The organism is Streptomyces mauvecolor, from assembly GCF_039532965.1.
Taxonomy (GTDB): domain Bacteria; phylum Actinomycetota; class Actinomycetes; order Streptomycetales; family Streptomycetaceae; genus Streptomyces; species Streptomyces violascens.
Genome location: NZ_BAAASQ010000018.1, coordinates 128820 through 148277, shown reverse-complemented (window position 1 = coordinate 148277; position 19458 = coordinate 128820). Strand labels below are relative to the sequence as shown.

The 19458-nt window shown below is 71.2% G+C and carries 17 protein-coding genes; 12 read left to right on the top strand and 5 right to left on the bottom strand.

Features of this window, described 5'->3' with window-relative positions:
- Positions 1-38: 38 nt before the first annotated feature.
- From pip to ABD346_RS23665, 3 genes are all read right to left on the bottom strand, one after another.
- Complete coding sequence (gene pip, locus ABD346_RS23675) at positions 39-1001, bottom strand: prolyl aminopeptidase (RefSeq protein ID WP_344377459.1); 963 nt, start codon at positions 999-1001, stop codon at positions 39-41.
- 101 nt (positions 1002-1102) lie between these two features.
- Positions 1103-1528 carry an organic hydroperoxide resistance protein gene (locus ABD346_RS23670; protein WP_344377458.1) on the bottom strand — a complete coding sequence of 142 codons (426 nt, stop codon included), beginning with the start codon at positions 1526-1528 and terminating at the stop codon, positions 1103-1105.
- A 137-nt stretch (positions 1529-1665) separates the two neighbouring features.
- Entirely contained in the window at positions 1666-2694 is a 1029-nt protein-coding gene (locus ABD346_RS23665; RefSeq protein ID WP_344377456.1) for an NADP-dependent oxidoreductase, read from the bottom strand.
- 153 nt (positions 2695-2847) lie between these two features.
- Between ABD346_RS23665 and ABD346_RS23660 the strand changes: the two genes are divergently transcribed.
- On the top strand, positions 2848-3270 hold the full coding sequence (locus tag ABD346_RS23660) for a MarR family winged helix-turn-helix transcriptional regulator (RefSeq protein ID WP_344377455.1): 423 nt from the start codon (positions 2848-2850) through the stop codon (positions 3268-3270).
- A 122-nt stretch (positions 3271-3392) separates the two neighbouring features.
- Here the strand turns inward: ABD346_RS23660 and ABD346_RS23655 are convergent, their stop codons facing one another.
- Positions 3393-4085, bottom strand: coding sequence for an SCO2400 family protein (locus ABD346_RS23655; protein ID WP_344377453.1), 693 nt, complete (start codon positions 4083-4085; stop codon positions 3393-3395).
- A 147-nt stretch (positions 4086-4232) separates the two neighbouring features.
- Here ABD346_RS23655 and ABD346_RS23650 point away from each other — a divergent pair, with 147 nt between their 5' ends.
- The 7 genes from ABD346_RS23650 to ABD346_RS23620 all read left to right on the top strand — a co-directional run bounded on the left by ABD346_RS23650 (position 4233) and on the right by ABD346_RS23620 (position 13473).
- Entirely contained in the window at positions 4233-4799 is a 567-nt protein-coding gene (locus ABD346_RS23650; protein ID WP_344377451.1) for a hypothetical protein, read from the top strand.
- 224 nt (positions 4800-5023) lie between these two features.
- A complete protein-coding gene (locus ABD346_RS23645; RefSeq protein ID WP_344377450.1) occupies positions 5024-6061 on the top strand; it encodes a rod shape-determining protein in 1038 nt (345 codons plus the stop codon).
- Positions 6062-6118: 57 nt separating this feature from the next.
- A complete protein-coding gene (locus ABD346_RS23640) occupies positions 6119-7729 on the top strand; it encodes a GAF domain-containing protein (protein ID WP_381226672.1) in 1611 nt (536 codons plus the stop codon).
- Between the two features lie 57 nt (positions 7730-7786).
- Entirely contained in the window at positions 7787-8470 is a 684-nt protein-coding gene (locus tag ABD346_RS23635) for a LysE family transporter (RefSeq protein WP_344377448.1), read from the top strand.
- A gap of 179 nt (positions 8471-8649) precedes the next feature.
- The gene (locus tag ABD346_RS23630; RefSeq protein WP_344377447.1) at positions 8650-10062 is read left to right on the top strand and encodes an acyl-CoA synthetase; all 1413 of its coding nucleotides are present in this window, start codon (positions 8650-8652) and stop codon (positions 10060-10062) included.
- Entirely contained in the window at positions 10055-11386 is a 1332-nt protein-coding gene (locus ABD346_RS23625) for a carboxyl transferase domain-containing protein (RefSeq protein WP_344377444.1), read from the top strand. Before ABD346_RS23630 ends, ABD346_RS23625 begins: the two co-directional genes overlap by 8 nt.
- A 515-nt stretch (positions 11387-11901) precedes the next feature.
- Positions 11902-13473 (top strand): right-handed parallel beta-helix repeat-containing protein, encoded by a 1572-nt coding sequence (locus ABD346_RS23620; protein WP_344377443.1) that lies wholly within the window; start codon positions 11902-11904, stop codon positions 13471-13473.
- Here ABD346_RS23620 and ABD346_RS23615 read toward each other — a convergent pair.
- Positions 13446-14684 carry an MFS transporter gene (locus ABD346_RS23615; protein ID WP_344377696.1) on the bottom strand — a complete coding sequence of 413 codons (1239 nt, stop codon included), beginning with the start codon at positions 14682-14684 and terminating at the stop codon, positions 13446-13448. The genes ABD346_RS23620 and ABD346_RS23615 overlap by 28 nt on opposite strands.
- A gap of 483 nt (positions 14685-15167) precedes the next feature.
- Here ABD346_RS23615 and ABD346_RS23610 point away from each other — a divergent pair, with 483 nt between their 5' ends.
- From ABD346_RS23610 to ABD346_RS23595, 4 genes are all read left to right on the top strand, one after another.
- The gene (locus ABD346_RS23610; protein ID WP_344377441.1) at positions 15168-15347 is read left to right on the top strand and encodes a hypothetical protein; all 180 of its coding nucleotides are present in this window, start codon (positions 15168-15170) and stop codon (positions 15345-15347) included.
- Between the two features lie 238 nt (positions 15348-15585).
- Positions 15586-16014 (top strand): hypothetical protein, encoded by a 429-nt coding sequence (locus tag ABD346_RS23605; protein WP_344377440.1) that lies wholly within the window; start codon positions 15586-15588, stop codon positions 16012-16014.
- A 37-nt stretch (positions 16015-16051) separates the two neighbouring features.
- On the top strand, positions 16052-18280 hold the full coding sequence (locus ABD346_RS23600; protein ID WP_344377439.1) for a hypothetical protein: 2229 nt from the start codon (positions 16052-16054) through the stop codon (positions 18278-18280).
- 35 nt (positions 18281-18315) lie between these two features.
- Positions 18316-19434 carry a hypothetical protein gene (locus ABD346_RS23595; protein WP_344377437.1) on the top strand — a complete coding sequence of 373 codons (1119 nt, stop codon included), beginning with the start codon at positions 18316-18318 and terminating at the stop codon, positions 19432-19434.
- The last annotated feature ends 24 nt before the right edge of the window (positions 19435-19458 follow it).

Below are 19458 nucleotides of genomic sequence, written 5' to 3'. Positions count from 1 at the left end.
CGGATCACGCAGTACGGGATCGCCCGGTACAGGATCGCTCAGTAACGGGCGAACCTGTCGAGCGCCGCCTGGACCGCACCGCTCATGCCGGAGTGGCCCAGGCCGTGCCCGGCCTCGTCGATCACATGCAGTTCGCAGCCCGGCCAGGCCGCGGCGAGTGCCCGGGCCGGGTCGGGCGGCGAGCTGAGGTCCAGCCCTCCGGTGATGAGAACACCGGGAATTGCGTCCCACTTGCGTACGCCGTCGACGAGTTGGCCGTCGTCCAGCCAGGCGGCGTGGCGCCAGTAGTGGGTGACGAGGCGGGCGTAGGTCATCCGGAAGGCGGGGTCGGAGAACCGCGCATCGAGGAATTCGTCGACGAGTTGCGCGCCCGCCGCCTGTACGTGGGTGTCCTCCCAGCGGCACCAGTTGCGGGCGGCCTCCTCGCGCACGGCCGGGTCGGGGTCGGCGAGCAGCCGGGCGTACGCGTCGACCACCCGCTCGCCCTCGCGGGGCTCGGCCGCGTCGCGGTACGCGGCCCAGGCATCGGGGAAGTGGACCCGGACGCCCTCGGTGATCCAGTCCACTTCGGCGCGGCTGGTCGTCACCACCGAGAACAGAACGATCTCGCTGACCCGCTCTGGATGCTCGTGCGCGTACGCCAGGCCGAGCGTGGAGCCCCAACTCCCGCCGAGCACAAGCCACTTGGCGATGCCGAGGTGCTCGCGCAGCTGCTCCATGTCCGCTATCAGGTGGTGGGTGGTGTTGGTTTCGAGGCCGGTCGCCGCATCGGCGGCGGACGGCGTGGAGCGGCCGCAGCCGCGCTGGTCGAAGAGGACGACGCGGTAGCGGGCCGGGTCGAAGTAGCGGCGCCAGGACGGCCCCGCGCCGGAGCCGGGCCCGCCGTGCACCACGACGGCGGGCTTTCCGTCCGGGTTTCCGCAGACTTCCCAGTGGACGAGGTTGCCGTCGCCGGTGTCGAGCATGCCGTGGTCGTACGGGGCCGTCTCGGGAAAGGTCATGCGGGCCAGCATGACAAAGCGCCCCGCCCACCGGGAAGGCCGCGCGGGCCGGCACGACGAAGGACCGCGCCCGTCGGGGCGCGGTCCTTCATGAGCGCGGGTTACGCGACGGCGAGGTTCACCGTGATGTTGCCGCGGGTCGCCTTGGAGTACGGGCAGACCTGGTGGGCCTTCTCGATGAGGTCCTCGGCGGTCGCGCGGTCCACGTTCGGGATGGTCGCGGTGATCTCGACGTGGATGCCGAAGCCGTCGTCGTTCTTGCCGATGCCGACGTGCGCGGTGACGGTCGAGCCGGAGATGTCGGCCTTCTCGTTGCGGGCGACGACGCCGAGGGCGCCCTGGAAGCAGGCGCTGTAGCCGGCGGCGAAGAGCTGCTCCGGGTTGGTGCCCGCGCCGTTGCCGCCCATCTCCTTCGGCGGGTTCACGACGACGTCCAGCCGGCCGTCGTCGGTGGAGACGCGGCCGTCGCGGCCGTTCTCGGCGGTGGCGACGGCGGTGTAGAGGACCTCGGACTTCTGTATGGACATGCTGGGGTGCTCCTCCTGGGTTCGCGGCCGCTCGCGCCTCACGGCCGCCGGGATGTGGAAAAACCTTATCGGATCGCGGAAACCGTGAGGCGGAGTGTGCGGTGTGTCACTCCTGGCCGGGCACCCCAGCCCGGGCCTTACTGGCCGAAGGAGACGACCATCTTTCCGGTGTTCTCGCCGCGCAGCATGCCGAGGAAGGCGTCGACGCCGTTCTCGATGCCGTCGACGACGGTCTCGTTGTACTTGAGCTCGCCCGAGGCCAGCCAGCCCGCGACCTCGCCGACGAACTGCTGCTGCATGCCGTAGTGGTCGCCGACCAGGACGCCCTTGAGCTGCAGCCGCTTGCCGATGATCATCATCATGTTGCGCGGGCCGGGGGTGGGCTCGGTGTCGTTGTAGCCCGCGATCGCGCCGCAGAGGGTGGCGCGGCCGTGCACGTTGAGCGCCGAGATGGCGGCTTCCAGGTGCTCGCCGCCGACGTTGTCGAAGTAGACGTCGATGCCGTCCGGGGCCGCCGCACGCAGCTGCTCGAGGACCGGGCCCTTCTTGTAGTTGAAGGCGGCGTCGAAGCCGAGCTCCTCCACGAGCCACTTGACCTTCTCGTCCGAGCCGGCCGAGCCGATGACGCGCGAGGCACCCTTGAGCCGGGCGATCTGGCCGACCTGGCTGCCGACGGCTCCGGCGGCACCGGAGACGAACACGGTGTCGCCCTCCTTGAAGGAGGCGACGTCCAGGAGACCGGCGTACGCGGTGAGGCCCGGCATGCCGAGGACGCCGAGGTAGGCGGAGAGCGGGGCGAGCTCACCGTCGACCTTGGTGGCGTGCCGGGCGTCGAGGTCGGCGTACTCGCGCCAGCCGAGCCCGTGCAGGACGTGGTCGCCGACGGCGAACTTGTCGTCGTTCGAGGCGATGACCTCGCCAACCGCGCCGCCCTCCATCGGCCGCTCCAGCTGGAACGGCGGGACGTAGGACTTCACGTCGTTCATGCGGCCGCGCATGTACGGGTCGACCGACATGAACAGGTTCCGGACCAGGATCCGGCCCTGCGCGGGCTCGGTGACGGGGGTCTCGCGCAGCGCGAAGTCGGAGGGCACGGGCCAGCCGTTCGGGCGGGCGACGAGGTGCCATTCACGGCTGGTGGCGGGGAGTGCGGGCGAGGTGGCCATGGGGTGCGTCCTCCTGCGGATCACATGCTGATCGATACATCGAGTACGTGGGCGGGGCGCGGCCTGGCGGGCGGCACCCCGAATACTTCAGGTACTGAAAGAACAATGCGCCGAGATATTTGAGATTGTCAAGTAACTCGGTACGCTGAGGGCATGCCCTCCCGAATGGATCCCCTGAGCCTCGAAGTCGTCGAGCTGATCGGCACGGTCGTCGGCCGCTACTACGAGGAGTACGAGCGGGCCGCCGCCGAGCACTCCCTCACCGGCGCGCAGGCCCGGGTCCTCGGACTGCTCGCCCTCGAACCGATGCCGATGCGGCAGATCGCCCAGAAGCTGAAGTGCGAGCCGTCGAACATCACGGGCATCGTCGACCGCCTCGAAGCGCGCGGTCTGGTGGAACGCCGCCCCGACCCGGCCGACCGCCGCGTCAAACTGGCCGCCCCGACCCCCGACGGCCTCACCACCGCGACCGACCTGCGCGACTCCCTGAACTTCGCGAGAGAGCCACTCGCGGAACTGTCGGCGGACGAGCGGACGGTGCTGCGCGACCTGCTCAGGCGCATGCTGGGGGCTTAGTCATCGCCTTGAGGCGATGACGCCTTCGGCTCGCGGTTCTGGTCGCCCTACAGGGGCGCGGGGAACTGCGCGACCAGCCACGGACGGCCCGCAGCCGAAGTGCACGCACGTCCGGCAGCGAGTCACCAGCACCAGAACAGAACGGGCGTACAGGTCTTGGTCGGCTTGGGCGCCGGAGGCGGAGGCGTCGAGGGTGCGGGCCCGCCCGGCGCGGGCGAATCGGACGCACCGGGCGCAGAGGGGCCAGACGGCACGGACCCCGAGGGCCCGGGATCGGGCGTGGCCGGGGCCGAGGCCCGGGCAGGGGCACTCTCGCGCGGCCCGGACTCCACGGGCCCGGGCTCCCCCGGACCGGCCTCGCCGGCGCGGCCAGGTTTCCCGGATGCCGTACGGGAACCCCGCCCCCGAGAGGAGACCGGCTTGGCCGTGGGCCGGGAAGGCACCCCCGCCGCCGAGCCGGACGGCAGCGGCTGAGGGTCGGAGATCGTCTGGTCCTCCCGCACGGCGGAGGCCCGGTCGTCCCCCGGCGGCGGCTCCATCGCCATCTGGACGAACCCCACCGCCCCGGCCACGAGCACGAGCCCGGCCGAGCCGAGGAGGATCACCTTGCCCCGCTTGCGGCGGGCCCGCCGCCCCTTGCGGGCACGGCGATGGCCGGAAGGCACGAACACCTCCGCACGGCGGGACGGCGGCCGCCCGGCGTACACCAGGAGCTCGTCCTCGGGCGCGGGCGCCAGCACCTCCGCGGGGGTTCCGCATCCGGCACAGGCCAGTGCGCCGTTGAGGTGCCGTCGGCAGGAGTGGCAGTAATCCATGGCCCAGGGAGGCTATGCGGCGGCCGGGCAACAAAAGGGGCCGGAGATGTGTGGATCCTGTGCGGAAGAGCCACTTCCGGGGCGTGTCCGCGTGACGAATCGCCATGGACCGGGGCGTTGTCAGTGGGGCCGGGCAGGATGGACGTCATGACGGAAACCGTGACGCGGCCGTTCGGCCCGCTGGACTTCCAACTCGTGCTGCTGCGGCGGATGGCCGATCACCGGCCGGAGCTCGTCGAGGACGCCCGCCATGAGCTGGGCGCCTCGATCGCGGACATGCGCGAGGCCAACAGACGCTGGCAGGCGATGATCCGCTCGGCCCGTTCCCGGGGCGCGCTGTCCCGCTACCGCTCGGTCCTCGGGGCGCCCGAGTCGGTCGTGCCGCGCAGGATCGGGGATCTGGACTGCGAGGCGCAGCTGTGGCCGGTGCCGCTCTGGCCGGGGCTGCGGTTCGAGGTGCTGGCCGGGCCTGGCGGTGCGGTGTGGAACGAATGGCTGGTCAGAGCCCCCGGCATACCGGGTCCCGAGCTGCGTGGGGAGGACGATCTGCGCCCCTGGTCGTGCACGGTGGACGAGGTGGCGCGGGCCTTCGCCCCGGCCCGCCCGATGGAGGGCTCGGCGCCGACGCGCTGGCAGTTGGCCATCACCCTGCCCGGCGGCGGGACACGTGTCGCGGAGTTCACCTGGGGGCTGCTGCAACGCCTCCTGCCGTGAGGTCCACAGGCTGCCGCGCGAGCGCCCCGGCCGACCGGCGGGCCGGCGGCACCCGCCCCGGCCCGACCCTGGGCCCGGCCCGAAGAGAAGGAGGTCGACCTGCGGAACGGAGGGTTTCTGGCTGGGCGTCAGGTCCTGGCGCCCCGACCGGCGCATCTCGGCGCGCGCCGATCCCCGAGCGGTCACACAATGCGAACTAAGTACCGCTCTCGGGAGGATCTGCCGTGACCGTCAGTCTTGAGCAGTTGCGCCGTTGCCATGTAGCCGTCGACCTCGGGGCCGCCAGAACCCGTGTCTTCATCAAGGGAGCCGGGCTCGTCGTGGACGAGCCGAGCGTGGCCGCCGTCAACACCCGTACCGGCGCGCTCATCGCCGTCGGCACCTTCGCCGAACAGATGACGGGCCGCACCCCGGACTACATCCGGGTGGCCCGCCCCGTGACCGGCGGCACCGTCGTCGACGTCGAGATGGCTCAGCGCATGCTGCGCCACCTCCTCGGCGAGAAGCTGCGCCGCCAGTTGCGCCGCAAGCCGGGGCTGCGCGCCGCCGCCTGCACCCCGCACGACAGCGACCCGCTCGCCCAGCGCGCCGCGCGCGAGACCCTGATGGGGATCGGCGCCCGCCGGGTCGAGCTCGTCGACACCCTGATCGCGGCCGCCGTCGGCTGCGGGCTCCCGGTGGAGCAGCCCACCGCCACCATGATCATCGTGTGCGGGGCGGCCACGACCCAGATCGCCGTGCTCTCGCTCGGCGCCATCGTGACCGCCGTCCGCCTCCCGGTCGGCGGCGATGCCATCGACCACGCGGTCATCCAGCACCTGCGCCACCAGCACGCCCTGATGCTGCCGAGCCAGTCCGTACGCCCGCTGCAACTGGCCCTGCACGGCAACGGCCTCACGCCGCTGGGCCCGGAGTCCACCGAGATCCACGGCCGCGACGTCGCCACCGGCCTCGCCCGCTCGGTCCTGGTCGACACGGCCGCCGTGCGCAACGCCATCCACACCCCGCTGACCTCCGTGCTCGACGGCATCGGCAAGGTGCTGCGGGACTGCCCGCCCGACCTCGTCGCCGACCTCGCCGAGCGGGGCATCATGATGGTCGGCGGCAGCGCGCTGCTGCCCGGCCTCGACGAGATGCTGCGCGCCTCCACGGGCATGCCGGTGCACATCGCGGAACGGCCCGACGTGTGCGCGATCCTCGGCGTCGGCGCGATGCTGGAGGGCCAGATCCACCCCATGGTCCTCGACCCGCTGGCCGAGTGAGCGGCGCGACAGTCGCCCCTGCCGGGCCGGGCGGCCGCGGTGAGAGATCCTCGAAGGATGAGTGAAGCGGAGAGTCCGGACAGCACGCCACCCCGCACGCCGGAGCGTCCGGACAGCACCGCGCCCCGGCTGCCGATGCTCCTGGAGGCGGTGCTCGGCGTCGGAACGGACCTCGAACTGCGCACCACGCTCCAGCACATCGTGGACACGGCGACCGAGCTGACCGACGCCCGGTACGGGGCGCTCGGGCTGGTCGACCCCGAGCGCGGCCTGCTCACCGAGCTGTACACCACCGGCCTCACCGACGCCGAGCGCGAGCGCATCGGCGCGCTGCCCGACGGCCGGACCGGCCTGCTCGGCGCCCTCATCCAGGACCCGCGTCCCCTGCGCCTGGACGACCGGCACACCGACCCCCGCTCGGCCGGACTGCCGCCGGGCCACCCGCCGATGACCTCGTTCCTCGGCGTACCCCTGCGGGTGCACAGCCAGGTCTTCGGCAACCTCTACCTCACCGAGAAGCGCGGCGGCCCCTTCACCGAGGAGGACCTGGCGCAGCTGCGGGTCCTCGCCGCACAGGCGGGCATCGCCATCGGCAACACGCGGCTGTACGAGACCGTACGGCTGCGGGAGCGCTGGATCGAGGGCGCCGCCGCCGTCACCACCTCCCTGCTCACCGGCGAGAGCGCCGCCAACGCGCTGATGACGGTGGCTGAACGGGCCCGGCTGCTCGCGGACGCGGCGGCCGGGGTCGTGCTCCAGCCCACCGCGGCCGGCGGCATGGAGATCGTCGCCGCGTCCGCGCCGGACGACCCCGACGACATCGTCGGCACGACGATCGAGCCCGGCTCGCCGGTCCTGGTCCAACTCCTCGGCGGGGAACCGGTGTTCATCGAGGACTCGGCGACCGACCCCCGGATGACCACGCACGTACGCACCCGGTTCGGGCCGAGCATGATGCTGCCGCTGCAGAGCGGCGGCAAGCTGATCGGCACGCTCGCGCTGCCGCGGCGGCGCGGCGACCGCCCGTACACGGCGGTCGACCGGCTGCTCGCCGCCCAGTTCGCCTCGCAGGCGGCCCTCGCACTCGTCCTGGCCGACGCCCAGCACAACCGCGAACAGCTCGCGGTGTACGAGGACCGCGACCGGATCGCCCGCGACCTCCACGACCTCGTCGTGCAGCGCCTGTTCGCGACCGAGATGATGCTGGAGTCCACCCGGCGCCGGGCCGAGAAGGCCGCGGCCGACGACACCGACGAGATGCTGACCCGGGCCGTCGACGAGCTCGACTCCACCATCCAGGAGGTCCGCACCGCGATCTTCGCCCTCCAGCAGCCGCCCGCCGACGCCCCGACGACCCTGCGCGGCCGGGTCCTGCGCGAGACGGCCGGCGCGGGCGCGCTGCTCGGCTTCCGGCCCTCGGTCCGCTTCGACGGCGCGGTCGACACACTGGTCGCCGAGCCGGTGGACAGCCAGCTCGTCGCGGCCCTGCGCGGCGCGCTGGCGGCGGCCCACCGCCGGGCGGGCGTGTCGTCGGTACGCGTCGTCGTCGACGCGGGCGCCGAACTCCCCGACGGGCGTCCCGGGGTACGCCTGACCGTCGTCGACAACGGCATGCGCGACGACGGCATCCGCGGCACGACCCTGACCTGGCAGGCCCCGCTGCACTGAGGGGTGCCCCGGAAAATCGGCTGCGTACGGCACGCACGGCACCCCACAGTGGCTGCCATGAACGGTCTCTGGACGACAGCGATGGCGGGCGCGGCGGCGGGTCTCGGGGTGGCCGTGCCGGTGGGCGCGGTCGGTGTGCTGCTGATCCAGGAGGGAATGCGCGAGCGCCGGGGCGCGATGGCCGCGGCGGCGGCCGTGGCCACGGTCGACCTGGCCTACGCGGCCCTGGCCACCGTGCTCGGCCCCCTGGTCGCCCAGGCACTGTCCGGCGTGGAGGCGTGGGTGCGGCTGGTCTCGGCCCTGGTGCTGGCCGGGATCGCGGCACGGGGGCTGTGGGGGGCTCGGGGGGCGGTGGGCGAGGGCGCCCGGTCGGCGGGCCCGACGGCACACGCGGGAGCAGGAGGGCACGCGGCGGCGGAAGGACATACGAACCCGGCGAAGAAGGACGGCCCGGCCCGCACCTTCGCCCGTTTCGCCGCCCTCACCCTCATCAACCCCACCACCGCCCTCTACTTCGCCGCCCTGACCACCGCCCGCGGCGCCGCCCTCACCGGCGGCGCGGCGGGGGCGGTGTTCGTGACGGGAGTCTTTCTGGCCTCGCTGTTCTGGCAGCAGTTCCTGGTGGCGGCGAGCGGGTTCGCCGGCGCCCGGATCTCCCCGGCCGCCCGCGCCTGGACGTTCCGCGCCGGGTACGGCCTGGTCACGCTGTACGCGGTGAAGGTCGCGATCCCGCTGCCGTAGGTCTGACTGCCGTCGGTCTCACTGCCGTAAGGGATCGGGGACTCGCTCCAGCAGAACGCGGGGACACGTACGGCAGGATGCGGATCATGCGTCCGGACGGCGCCGCGTAGGGTCGACGACCTGGGACCCGGCACGGTTCGGGCCCCGCCCGCGCCGTCGAGATCCGAGGAGTCCCGTACGTGTCCCCTCTCTTCCCCTCCCTGTACGCCGCCGAGCCCCGGGAGGCGGTCCGCTTCGGCGAGCTGTCGCTGACCCACGCCGAACTCGCGGGCGCGGCAGGCTCCCTGGCCCGCGGGCTCGCGGGCGCCGGGCGGGTCGCGGTCTGGGCGACGCCGACCCCGCAGACGGTGGTCGGCGTGGTGGCAGCCCTCGTCGCGGGCGTCCCCGTGGTGCCGCTGAACCCGAAGACGGGCGAACGCGAACTGACCCACATCGTCGGCGACAGCGAGCCCACGCTGGTGCTGGCCTCACCTGACGACCAACTCCCGCCCGCGCTGACCGAGTTGACACGCATCGACGTACCGCTCACCGGAGTGGTGACGGAGCTGCCACCCGAACCCGGCGCCGAATCGGCCGCGCTGATCGTCTACACCTCCGGCACTACCGGCCCGCCGAAGGGCGCGGTGCTGCCGAGGCGCGCGCTCGCGGCGACGCTGGACGCGTTGCAGGGCGCCTGGGGCTGGACGGCCGACGACGTGCTGGTGCACGGGCTTCCGCTGTTCCACGTGCACGGGCTGATCCTCGGCATCCTCGGCCCGCTGCGCCGCGGCGGCTCGGTGCGCCACCTCGGCCGGTTCTCGGTGGAGGGCGTGACGCGGGAGCTGTCGGCGGGCGCGACGATGCTGTTCGGGGTGCCGACGATGTACCACCGGATCGCCGAAGCGGTGGGCCGGGACCGGGAGTTGGCGAAGGCGCTGGCGGGCGCACGGCTGCTGGTGTCCGGCTCGGCGGCGCTCCCCGCGCCCGACCGTCGCAGGATCGCCGAGGCGACCGGCCGGGCGGTGATCGAGCGGTACGGCATGACCGAGACCCTCATGCTGTGCGCCGCGAGGGCGGACGGCGGGGCCCGCCCCGGCACGGTCGGCGTCCCGCTGCCCGGCGTGGAACTGCGCCTCGCCGACGAGGCCGACGGCATCGGCGAGATCCAGGTACGGGGCCCGAACCTGTTCAGCGGCTACCTGAACCGGCCGGACGCGACGGCCGCCGCCTTCACCGAGGACGGCTGGTTCCGCACCGGCGACATGGCGAGCCGGGACGAGGACGGCCAGGTACGGATCGTCGGCCGCAAGGCCACCGACCTGATCAAGAGCGGCGGTTACAAGATCGGCGCGGGCGAGATCGAGAACGCGCTGCTCGACCACCCGGGCGTCCGCGAGGCCGCGGTGACGGGCGAGCCGGACGCGGACCTGGGTGAGCGCATCGTGGCATGGGTGGTGCCGACGGACCCCCAATCCCCTCCAGAGAAGGCCGAGTTGGCCAACCACGTGGCGACCCAGCTGTCGCCCCACAAACGTCCCCGCGTGGTGCACTACCTCCCCGAACTCCCCCGCAACGACATGGGGAAGATCATGAAGCGAGCCCTGCATGTCTGAGCGGATGTCGGCGAGGCAGGCGATCACGGCGGTAGCGACGACCTTCGAGGAACTGGAGGTCGCAGAGGGGGACTTCCCGGAGAACGGCCCCCTCGCCTGGTCGGGCTACGGAGCGTCTCGGGCGCGCGCGACGGAGCGTACGGGCGAGAAGGAATCGGTGATCTGCGGCACGGCGACCGTCGAAGGACGGCCATGCGTGCTGCTCTCCTTCGAGTTCGGCTTCCTGGGCGGGTCGCTGGGGCAGCGGACGGGCGACCGTCTGGAGGCGGCGTACGAGAGGGCGCGCGAGCGGCGCCTTCCGCTGGTGTCGCTGATCGCCACGGGTGGCAGCCGCATGCAGGAGGGCATGCTGGCGCTGACCCAACTCCAGCGCGTGGCACGGCAGTCGGCGCTGCTCAGAGAAGCCGGTCTCCCACAGATCGCGGTCCTGCGCGACCCGACGACGGGCGGCGGCTGGGCCACCCTTGGCGCGGGCGCCGATGTGATCCTGGCCCTGCCGGGGGCCCAGATCGGCTTCGCGGGCTCCCGGGTACGCCCGGCGGACGCTGACCCGGCGGCGTACGGAGCGGAGGGCCAGCTGGCGGCGGGCCAGATCGACGCGATCGTACGGAAGCAGGACCTGCGGGCGGTGCTGGCGGGCTGGCTGACGCTGCTGACCGGGGCCGACCACCCGGGCCCGGCGCCGGTGCCGGCCGCGTTCGGGACGTCGGCCCTGCCGGCGGACGGCTGGGAAGCGGTGACCCGGGCCCGCTCGACGCAGCGCCCACGGGCCGAGTCCTACCTGGACGCGTACTTCCCCCACCGACAGGCGCTGTCGGGCGACCGGTGCGGGGGCGTGGACCCGGGAATGCTGTGCGGGTTCGGTCTGCACGAGGGGATCGCGTACGCGTACGCAGCGCAGACCGGCACCGCGACCACCCCGGCGGGCTATCGCACGGCGGCCCGCCTGATCCGCCTGGCCGACCGTCTGGGCATCCCGGTCCTGACCCTGGTGGACACCCCGGGCGCGGCGAACGACGCGGCGGCGGAACGGGCGGGCCAGGGCGCCGCGATCGCCGACGCCTTCGCGGCGCTGGCCTCCGCGAGAGTGCCGGTGACCACCCTGGTGATCGGCGAGGGCGGCTCGGGAGGAGCCCTGGCCCTGACGTCCCCGGACCGCACGTGGGTGACGGCGGACAGCTACTTCTCGGTGATCGCGCCGGAGCTGGCGGCGGCGATCCTGAAGCGACCGGAATCGGAGGTGCGCAGCACGGCCTCCCAACTCCGCTTGCGCCCCCAGGATTTGGTGGAACTGGGGGTGGCGAGGGGCGTACTGGGCGCGTAACTGTTCCCCCACCCCGCCCCTTCCCGCTGCAACACTCCGCGGCTCCGCCGCGTGGCCTCCGGGGGTGGGGTTGACTGCGGCTCCGCACCCAGTGCCGGGGGCTCCGCCCCCGGACCCCCGCCCCTCAAACGCCGGAGGGGCTGACTGACGGAGACCTCGGCCCGCGGATGGCTGATCGCGCAGTTCCCCGCGCCCCCCAGCGGCATCGGTGCCGACAGGACCGAGCATCTTTAGCCTGTCCGGCGATTGAGGACGAGCGCCCTTCAGGCGCGAACGGGGTCTGGGGTGGAGCCCCAGGGCACGACCACCGGGGCGCGCCCGAACAACATCCCCCGGCGGGTCTCGGGAAGGGGTGGGGCGGGGCATCGGGGTCTGGGGCGGAGCCCCAGGACGGGCCGGGCCCACCAACGCCGGGGCGCGGGCGGGCCAACACCCCCCGGACAAACCGACCGACCCCTTGGACTTTCGCGAACGCCCGGTTGGGAAGCCGACCCCCCCAGGGGATCCTCACCCGCATGACGCGACGAAACCCGCCCCCACTCCCGGCCCTGGGCGCACTCACCGCCCTCACCGCCCTCACCCTCCTGACCGCCCCCGCCCAAGCCGCCCCCACCCCCCAAACCCCCACCACCTACTACGTGGACTGCCGCACCGGCAACGACAACAACCCCGGCACCACCCCCACCAACCCCCTCCGCACCCTGGCCAAGGCAAGCGCCAGGACGTACCGCCCGGGCGACCGGATCCTCTTCAGCCGCGGCACCACCTGCACAGGCACCTTCGCCCCGAGGGGCTCGGGCACCCCCGGCACCCCCATATCGGCCGGAGCGTACGGCAGCGGCACCGGCAGCAAGCCGCACTTGGAAGGCAGCGGCGCCCGCGCCGCCGTACTCCTCGACAACGTCCAGCAGTGGGAACTGCACGACCTGGACGTGTCCAACACCGGCCCCGCCACCACCACCGCCCGCCGCGCGGGCATCCTCGTCCGGCTCACCGACTTCGGCACCGGCCACCACTACGCCGTACGCGACGTGGACGTGCACGACGTCAACGGCGCCGATTTCAAGGACCCGGACCCGTCCGGCGGCATCCTCTTCGCGGTGCAGGGCGCAGCCACCCCCACCGGCTTCGACGACGTCACCGTCACGGGCTCGACCGTGAGCCATGTCGACCGCACCGGCATCGGGACCTCGTCGACCTGGGGCCGCCGCCCCGAGCACCCCGGCGGCCCCGGCACCACGTTCGTACCGATCACCGCACTCCGCATCGAGAACAACCGCGTCACCGACACCGGCGGCGACGGCATCGTCATCCAGAACGCGGACGGCGCGCTCGCCGAGCACAACACCGTCGACGGGTTCAACATGCGCTCCGCGGGCTACAACGCCGGTCTGTGGGCGTGGAATTCGGACCACGTCCGCTACCAGTACAACGAGGTCGCGCACGGCCACGGCACCCGGGACTCGATGGCGTTCGACATCGACGGCGGCAACAACGGCAACGTCTACCAGTACAACTACAGCCACGACAACGAGGGCGGTTTCCTGCTCGTCTGCAACGGCGGCGGCATGACCTCCGCCGACAACGCCGTACGCCACAACATCAGCGTCGACGACCGCAACCGCAGCGCGCCCTACGGCATCGTGTCGGTGGTGTGCGGGCCCTCCACACGCACCCAGGTGTACGACAACACCATCGTGACCAACCAGCCGGGCACGGCCATGGTCAGCGACAACGGGCCCGGGAACGTCACCTTCCGCAACAACGTCTTCGTGTCGAGCGCCGCCGGGGGCGCCCCGTTCTCGGACCCCCGCAACACCTACGACCACAACCTGTACCGGGGCGTGGGCGCGGCGCCGCCCTCCGACCACTCCCCCGTGACCGCCGACCCCGCCTTCACCGCCCCGGCTCCGGCAGGCCCGTACGACGTACGACTGCGCCCGGAGTCACCGGCGTTGAGGGCAGGCACCCCCGTCGCCGACGGCGTCGTACGGGACTGGTTCGGCAATCCCGTCGCCTCCCCGCCGAACATCGGCGCCTACCAGGGCGCGGGCGTGGCCTACGGGACGGGGTTGCGGGCGTCGTAGCGCGCGAAGCCCCGGCGGCTGAGGCCGAGCACGGTCACCGCGAGGACGCAGGCGATGCCCCCGCCCACCACCATCACGGCGGGCGAGGTGAGGTCGGCGACCGTACCGGCGAGGAAGTCGCCGAGCCGGGGCCCGCCCGCGACCACCACGATGAAGACGCCCTGGAGCCGGCCGCGCATGTCGTCCGGGGCCGCGACCTGCATCATCGTGTTGCGGAACACCATGGACACGGTGTCCGAGAACCCGGCGAGCGCGAGCATGAACAGGCCGAGCCACAGCTGCCGGGTCAGCCCGAACACCGCGATGGCGGCGCCCCACCCGCCGACCGAGATCAGCACCGCGAGCCCGTGCCGATGGATGCGTCCCTGCCAGCCGGAGAACACCCCGCCGAGCAGCGCGCCGACGGCGGGGGCGGCGACGAGCAGGCCGGTGGTGCGGGCGTCGCCGCCGTACCAGAGCACGGCCACGGCCGGGAACAGGGCACGGGGGTGGGCCAGGATCATCGCGCAGAAGTCGCTGAAGAACGTCATGCGCAGATTGGGCCGGGTGGCCAGGAACCGCAGCCCGTCCAGGACCGAGGCCCGCTTGGCGCCGGTCCGCTCGGGCAGCATCGCGGGCAGCCGCCACATCGCGTACAGGGAGGCGGCGAAGGTGATCGCGTCGATGAGGTACGCCGTCCTGTACCCGGCGAAGCCGACGACGAGCCCGCCCAGCATCGGCCCGACGAGCGTGCCGGTCGTCATGATCATGGAGTTGAGCGCATTGGCGGCGGGCAGCTGCTCGGGCGGAAGCAGCTTGGGGATCATGGCCGAGCGGGCGGGGGCGTTCAGCGCCTGGCAGATCGACTGGAGCGCGATGATCGCGTACAGGAACCACACGTTCGCGACCCCGGCGAAGGCACCGGCCGCGAGCGCCGCGGAGAGCGCGGCCGACCCGAGCGCGCTGTACAGACCGAGCTTGCGCCGGTCGACGGTGTCGGCGATGGCCCCGCCGTACAGTCCGAACGCGACCAGCGGTACGAGGGTGAAGATGCCGACCAGTCCGACGTAGAAGCTGGAGCCGGTGAGGTCGTAGACCTGGAGCGAGATCGCGAGCGCGGTCATGCCGCTGCCGACCCAGGACACCATGTTGCCGAACCAGAGCCTGCGGTAGTCCGGCGATATCCGGAACGGCGTGAGGTCGGCGAATATCCGCCGCCGCGCCTCGCGTATCTCCCCGGAGCCCGGTGCCCGGTCGGCCCCGGTACCGGATCGGGTGGCGGCACTCGGCGGTACGGGCGTCTGGGCGGGCTGCTCGGCTTGTTCGGTCACGCGGGATGCTAACTCCCACCGCGAGCACCCAGGTAGGGGCGACCTCACAGGGGGCGCGCCCCAGGGTGGCCATGCGCTCACCTCACGCACCCCCCGGCCGCCCATCACGGCCCTCACCGAGGGTGTCGTAGCCCGAGCGGGTCAACGCACCGGAGCCGGGTGTCCGGGCGGGTGCAAAGGCGCTGGACATGCCCCCGGTCGCGCATCGTCTCAGGTCGGGGGCGCAGGGGCCCGATCCGGTTGCGTGGACCATCCTTATGCCACGCCTACAAGCGCGCGCCGAAGCCCCTGGGCGCCGCTACGCTTCCCCCGATCAGTCAGCGTCGTCGCCGCCCCCGCCTTCATCAGGCGGGGGCGGCGACGCATCTCGCCGGAAGGCCAACCATGAACACCCTGATCTCCGCCGCCGCCCGCCGCACCGCCACCCCTCAGACCGCCCGGCGCGTACCGCTCACCGCGCGCGCCGCGGCCCAGCACGCGGGCCACGTCCCGACCGCGCTCGACCGCATCACCACGACCGCCGGCAACGCGCCGAGCGCGTCGGCCTTCCAGTCCGCCCTGTGAAAGATTCGTAACCCCCAGACCCAGTCCAGAGGCCCCCGGCAACCGCACGGCCCGTGCCAGCCGCCGGGGGCCTTCGCTGTGCCATCCACACGATTCCCCCACATGCCCCGCCCGCACCTTCGTGCCCCACCTGTGGCGCCCAGCCCTCCATAGGATCAAGAACCTGTCAGTCATGAGGCGGCCTCGGCCCGAAGCGGCACGCCGGTCGGCCGCCGCCAACGGACTCAGGAGATCTCGCATGTCCATGGATACGACCGGTGAGCCCGGCGGCCCGTCCCGCATGAGCCTGGACCACCAGCCCCTGCCGCCCCCGCTCCTCACCGGAACGGGCCAGTCGGATCTCGTCTCGACGCCGGAGGCGAAGAAGGCCGCCGCCGACACCATCGGGAACCACCTCGAACGGGAAACGAAGGACTCCGGCGCCCACGCCGACGAATCAACGGCCAACGTCGTCAAGGCACTTGGCCCCCACGACGGCCACGGCTGGGTGGCGTCCGGCGCCCTGAAGAAGGCCCACCACACCTGGGGCGAACAGGTACAGGCCCTGATGAACCGCCTGAGCTACGAGAAGTCCGCGCTGACCGGTGCCGCAACGCATTTGTACAACACCGACTTCGGGATCAAGCACGGCATCGCGCGCCCGGGTTCCCCCATGGACCTCTACTGATCCGCCTCGCGTTTCGCAGACACACAGGACCCCATACATGCCCACATACCAAGAGATACTGGCAACCGATCTGTCCACTTTGACCACGGCGGCGACGAAGTGGGACGAAATGGCGGGGAGGTTCAAGGAACACGAGACGCTGTACCACGACAAGGTACACACCATCACGCTCCCCACGTCGTGGGTGGGTGAGAGTTCACGGGCCGCGAACGCCATGTTCGACATCACGCTCGACGAGTACAAGAAGGCCCAGACCGAGGCCAAGGCAATGGCCTCGCTCCTGAGAGACGCCCACACACAGTTCGTCGACCTCCGAAAGAAGGTGGAGTCCGAACGGGATGCCGCCGTCAAGGACGGCATGACCGTCTCGCCCACGGGATACGTCACGTTCGACACCACCAAACTCGACCCGTCGGAGCTGAGCGCCTACCACCACGACCCCGACTACCAGCGGTCCGCACAGGAAAAGGCGGGCAATTGGCAGTCCCGTATCGACAACGCCGTACGGAGTGTGTGCGACGCCGACGAGGGGTTCGAAGTGGCCCTCACCGAGGTCGTCAAGGACTCCGTCATCACCGACGGCACCAACAACGGGTTCAACGGGCAGGCCAAAGGCGACATCGAGCAGTACGAGGCGGACGAGGGCAAGGACATTGCGCTGCGCGTCGATTCGGGAGACGCGACCGCTCACGACTACCAGGAGTTGCAGCGCCTCTTCCGCGACAACTCCAGTGACAAGGTGTTCAGCCAGACCCTGCTCGACAACCTGGGCGCCGACGGAACCCTGAAGCTGTCCAACTCCCTCGACAGCCTGGCCTATTACAAGGACAAGAAGCAGAGCGGCCAGTACCTGGACATCCAGAAGGGCCTCGCCACGACACTTTCCACGGCGACCAAGGATCCCGACTCCGCCTTCTACAAGCGCTTCCGCAGCGACATGCAGAAGGCCGGCACCGAAGAATTCAAGCTGGACGGCCTGAGCAAGATCCCGAACGAGCGGGTTCGCGGGTACCAGAGCCTGGTCACCCTGATGCAGCACGGGGACGGCTATTCGGGCCAGTTCCTCAAGGACACCGCCGACGACATACGGCACGCGGAGACGTCGTACCTGGCCAAGGGGAAGCTCGACTCGGTCTGGTCGCTGCGGGACAAGTTCAGCGGCGGCGACCGGGGCTGGTTCGCCAACGACCCGCTCGACGGCGTCCTCGGCATCATGTCCCACGACCCGGCGACCAGCACCGCGTACCTGGACCCGGCCCACAGCGACAACCTCAAGTATCTGCTGCACGGCCGGAGTTGGGACACCGTGGTCGACCATTTCGCGACCCCGCCCGGCGGCACCACGCAGGGTATGCCGGTCACCGTGGAGGACGGAGACGTCCGCAAGGGCTTCGGCGCCGCCCTGGAAGCCGCGACGACCGGAAACGCGCCAGGCGCCTATCACCCTGTCGGACACCATTCCACGGCCCAGGCGAGCATTCTTCAGCAGACGATCGACACGCTGAACGCGGACAACCACGCCCAGAAGCTGCCGAAGAACCTCACCGAGCCTTTGGCGCACATCCTGACGTCGTACACAGCCGATACGCACCAGACGTTCGCGAACGACGATTCGACTTACCAGATCCTCAAGGACGATCCAGGCCGCGTCTGGTCCGACAAGGACGGCGCGCACATGGCGGTCTCAACCAACCACCTGGCACAACTCATGCGCGGAATAGCCGATGATCCCGAGGCTTTCGGACATCTCTACGGCGCGGAGCAAAAATACTCTCACGACGTCCTGGCTGCTATTCCGCAGGACGCGGACAACACCACAATCACAAACCGCATAGCCGAATCCTCACGGGCCATAGGAGGCTACGACGCCATCCGGTCGGACATCATCTTCGACGAGCGGTTCAAGAAGACCCAGTGGGCAGCCGACTTCAACCATGGAATCGGCTCCTCCCTCAGCACGGCACTGATGTTCAATCCCGTGTCCAGTCTCAGCCCTGTGGGAGATGTCGCCACGAAGGCCGTCGACCTGTGGACGTACGAGTCCAACAAGGAGCACACGGCCGAGGCGAATCTCGCGGCCACCAGTGAGAACGCCAAGACCTACGAGGCCGGACAGCGCGACGCGGAGCACATGGTCAGGCTGTGGGGGCAGAGCCGCGGCCACGACATCGACAGCGACTACACCAAGTTCATCCTCCGCGGCGCCCAGGGCGAATACGACAAGGGCCGTAACGGCACACTCATCTACCTCCGCGCCGACCGCTGACGCCCCGTGAAACGGCTCTCGACAGAATGAGCACCATGCAGAAGATCTCCAGACTCCGACGAATCCACCCCGGCTGGTACGCGGGGACATTCATCGCTGTTCTGGCCATAGTGGCCCAAGTCCTTTACAGCACCGGCATATACGACTCCTGGCGCAACAGCCGATCGGTGGACCAGGCCTGCGGCGGAATCCTGGCACAGGGCGAACTCGCCACGGCTCTGGATTCCTCCGAACTACGCGCAAAACCCCTTGATCTCGATGACGGCTACCTGGCCCATTGCCTGGTGCTGAGGGCGGATTCCGGAAGGAACGGCTCTCTGGAGATGTCTCTACGCTGGAGCACTACCAAGCCCTCGTCCCTGGAGGCCTTTCCCTCCAGCTCCGACCTCGACAACGGGACCATGGGGCAGGTCGCGCCGCTCGGCGGGGGCTGGTCGGGCATCGTGCGCAATGACGGCAGTGCGGCTGTTCAGGTCGCACTCGACTGCCGGAACGACAGGAGCAAGGCGCTCGTCGCCTACGGGTCTTTCGCCGCACCGGGCTTCGCCCCGTCAAAAAGCGCTGCCGCCCTCACGGGACTGGGCAGGGTGACCACGGAGACCGCCCGGAAGACGGCGGCGAAGTACGGCTGTGAGGCGAGCGGCGGCGAAAAGCTGACCACCGTGTCATCGCCTCCCTACGGCGCCAGGCCCAACCCGGCCAAGCCCCTCGGCCAGTCGACCGGCTCCTGCGCCGCGTTGCGTACCCTCGCTCCGATGGCGGCTCAGCACGACGTCCCGCAGGCCATGGAGTACCCGGCAGACGCCCAGGCTCCCCAGGTGAACTGCTATCTGGCCACGCCTTCCACGAAGCCGGGGTACGGGCTGTACGCCTTCTACGGCACGAGCGCGAAGATGTTCCGCGCTGGAGCCACCCGCTGGCTCACGTCTCCGGGCGAGGACAGGACCTACGCCTCGGCCATCGCCAAGTGCCCCCAGTCCACCGAACCCGCCGCCTTCGTCATCACCCACCTCCTGGAGGTGCACGGGAACGACATCACCTACCCCGCCCCCCACTACTCCCCCGACTTCGCGAACACCGCCCTGAAGGCGTTCGCGGACCACGAGGCGAAGCAACGCGGCTGCACCGATGTGCGGATGACGGCTGAGCCGTAGCACCATGGAGGGCCGCCGGGCGGG

Bases quoted from the DNA above. Each gene is read 5' to 3' on its own strand.
- pip (WP_344377459.1), bottom strand. From the start codon at position 1,001: ATGACCTTTCCCGAGACGGCCCCGTACGACCACGGCATGCTCGACACC.
- ABD346_RS23670 (WP_344377458.1), bottom strand. From the start codon at position 1,528: ATGTCCATACAGAAGTCCGAGGTCCTCTACACCGCCGTCGCCACCGCC.
- ABD346_RS23665 (WP_344377456.1), bottom strand. From the start codon at position 2,694: ATGGCCACCTCGCCCGCACTCCCCGCCACCAGCCGTGAATGGCACCTC.
- ABD346_RS23660 (WP_344377455.1), top strand. From the start codon at position 2,848: ATGCCCTCCCGAATGGATCCCCTGAGCCTCGAAGTCGTCGAGCTGATC.
- ABD346_RS23655 (WP_344377453.1), bottom strand. From the start codon at position 4,085: ATGGATTACTGCCACTCCTGCCGACGGCACCTCAACGGCGCACTGGCC.
- ABD346_RS23650 (WP_344377451.1), top strand. From the start codon at position 4,233: ATGACGGAAACCGTGACGCGGCCGTTCGGCCCGCTGGACTTCCAACTC.
- ABD346_RS23640 (WP_381226672.1), top strand. From the start codon at position 6,119: ATGAGTGAAGCGGAGAGTCCGGACAGCACGCCACCCCGCACGCCGGAG.
- ABD346_RS23635 (WP_344377448.1), top strand. From the start codon at position 7,787: ATGAACGGTCTCTGGACGACAGCGATGGCGGGCGCGGCGGCGGGTCTC.
- ABD346_RS23625 (WP_344377444.1), top strand. From the start codon at position 10,055: ATGTCTGAGCGGATGTCGGCGAGGCAGGCGATCACGGCGGTAGCGACG.
- ABD346_RS23620 (WP_344377443.1), top strand. From the start codon at position 11,902: ATGACGCGACGAAACCCGCCCCCACTCCCGGCCCTGGGCGCACTCACC.
- ABD346_RS23610 (WP_344377441.1), top strand. From the start codon at position 15,168: ATGAACACCCTGATCTCCGCCGCCGCCCGCCGCACCGCCACCCCTCAG.
- ABD346_RS23605 (WP_344377440.1), top strand. From the start codon at position 15,586: ATGTCCATGGATACGACCGGTGAGCCCGGCGGCCCGTCCCGCATGAGC.
- ABD346_RS23600 (WP_344377439.1), top strand. From the start codon at position 16,052: ATGCCCACATACCAAGAGATACTGGCAACCGATCTGTCCACTTTGACC.
- ABD346_RS23595 (WP_344377437.1), top strand. From the start codon at position 18,316: ATGCAGAAGATCTCCAGACTCCGACGAATCCACCCCGGCTGGTACGCG.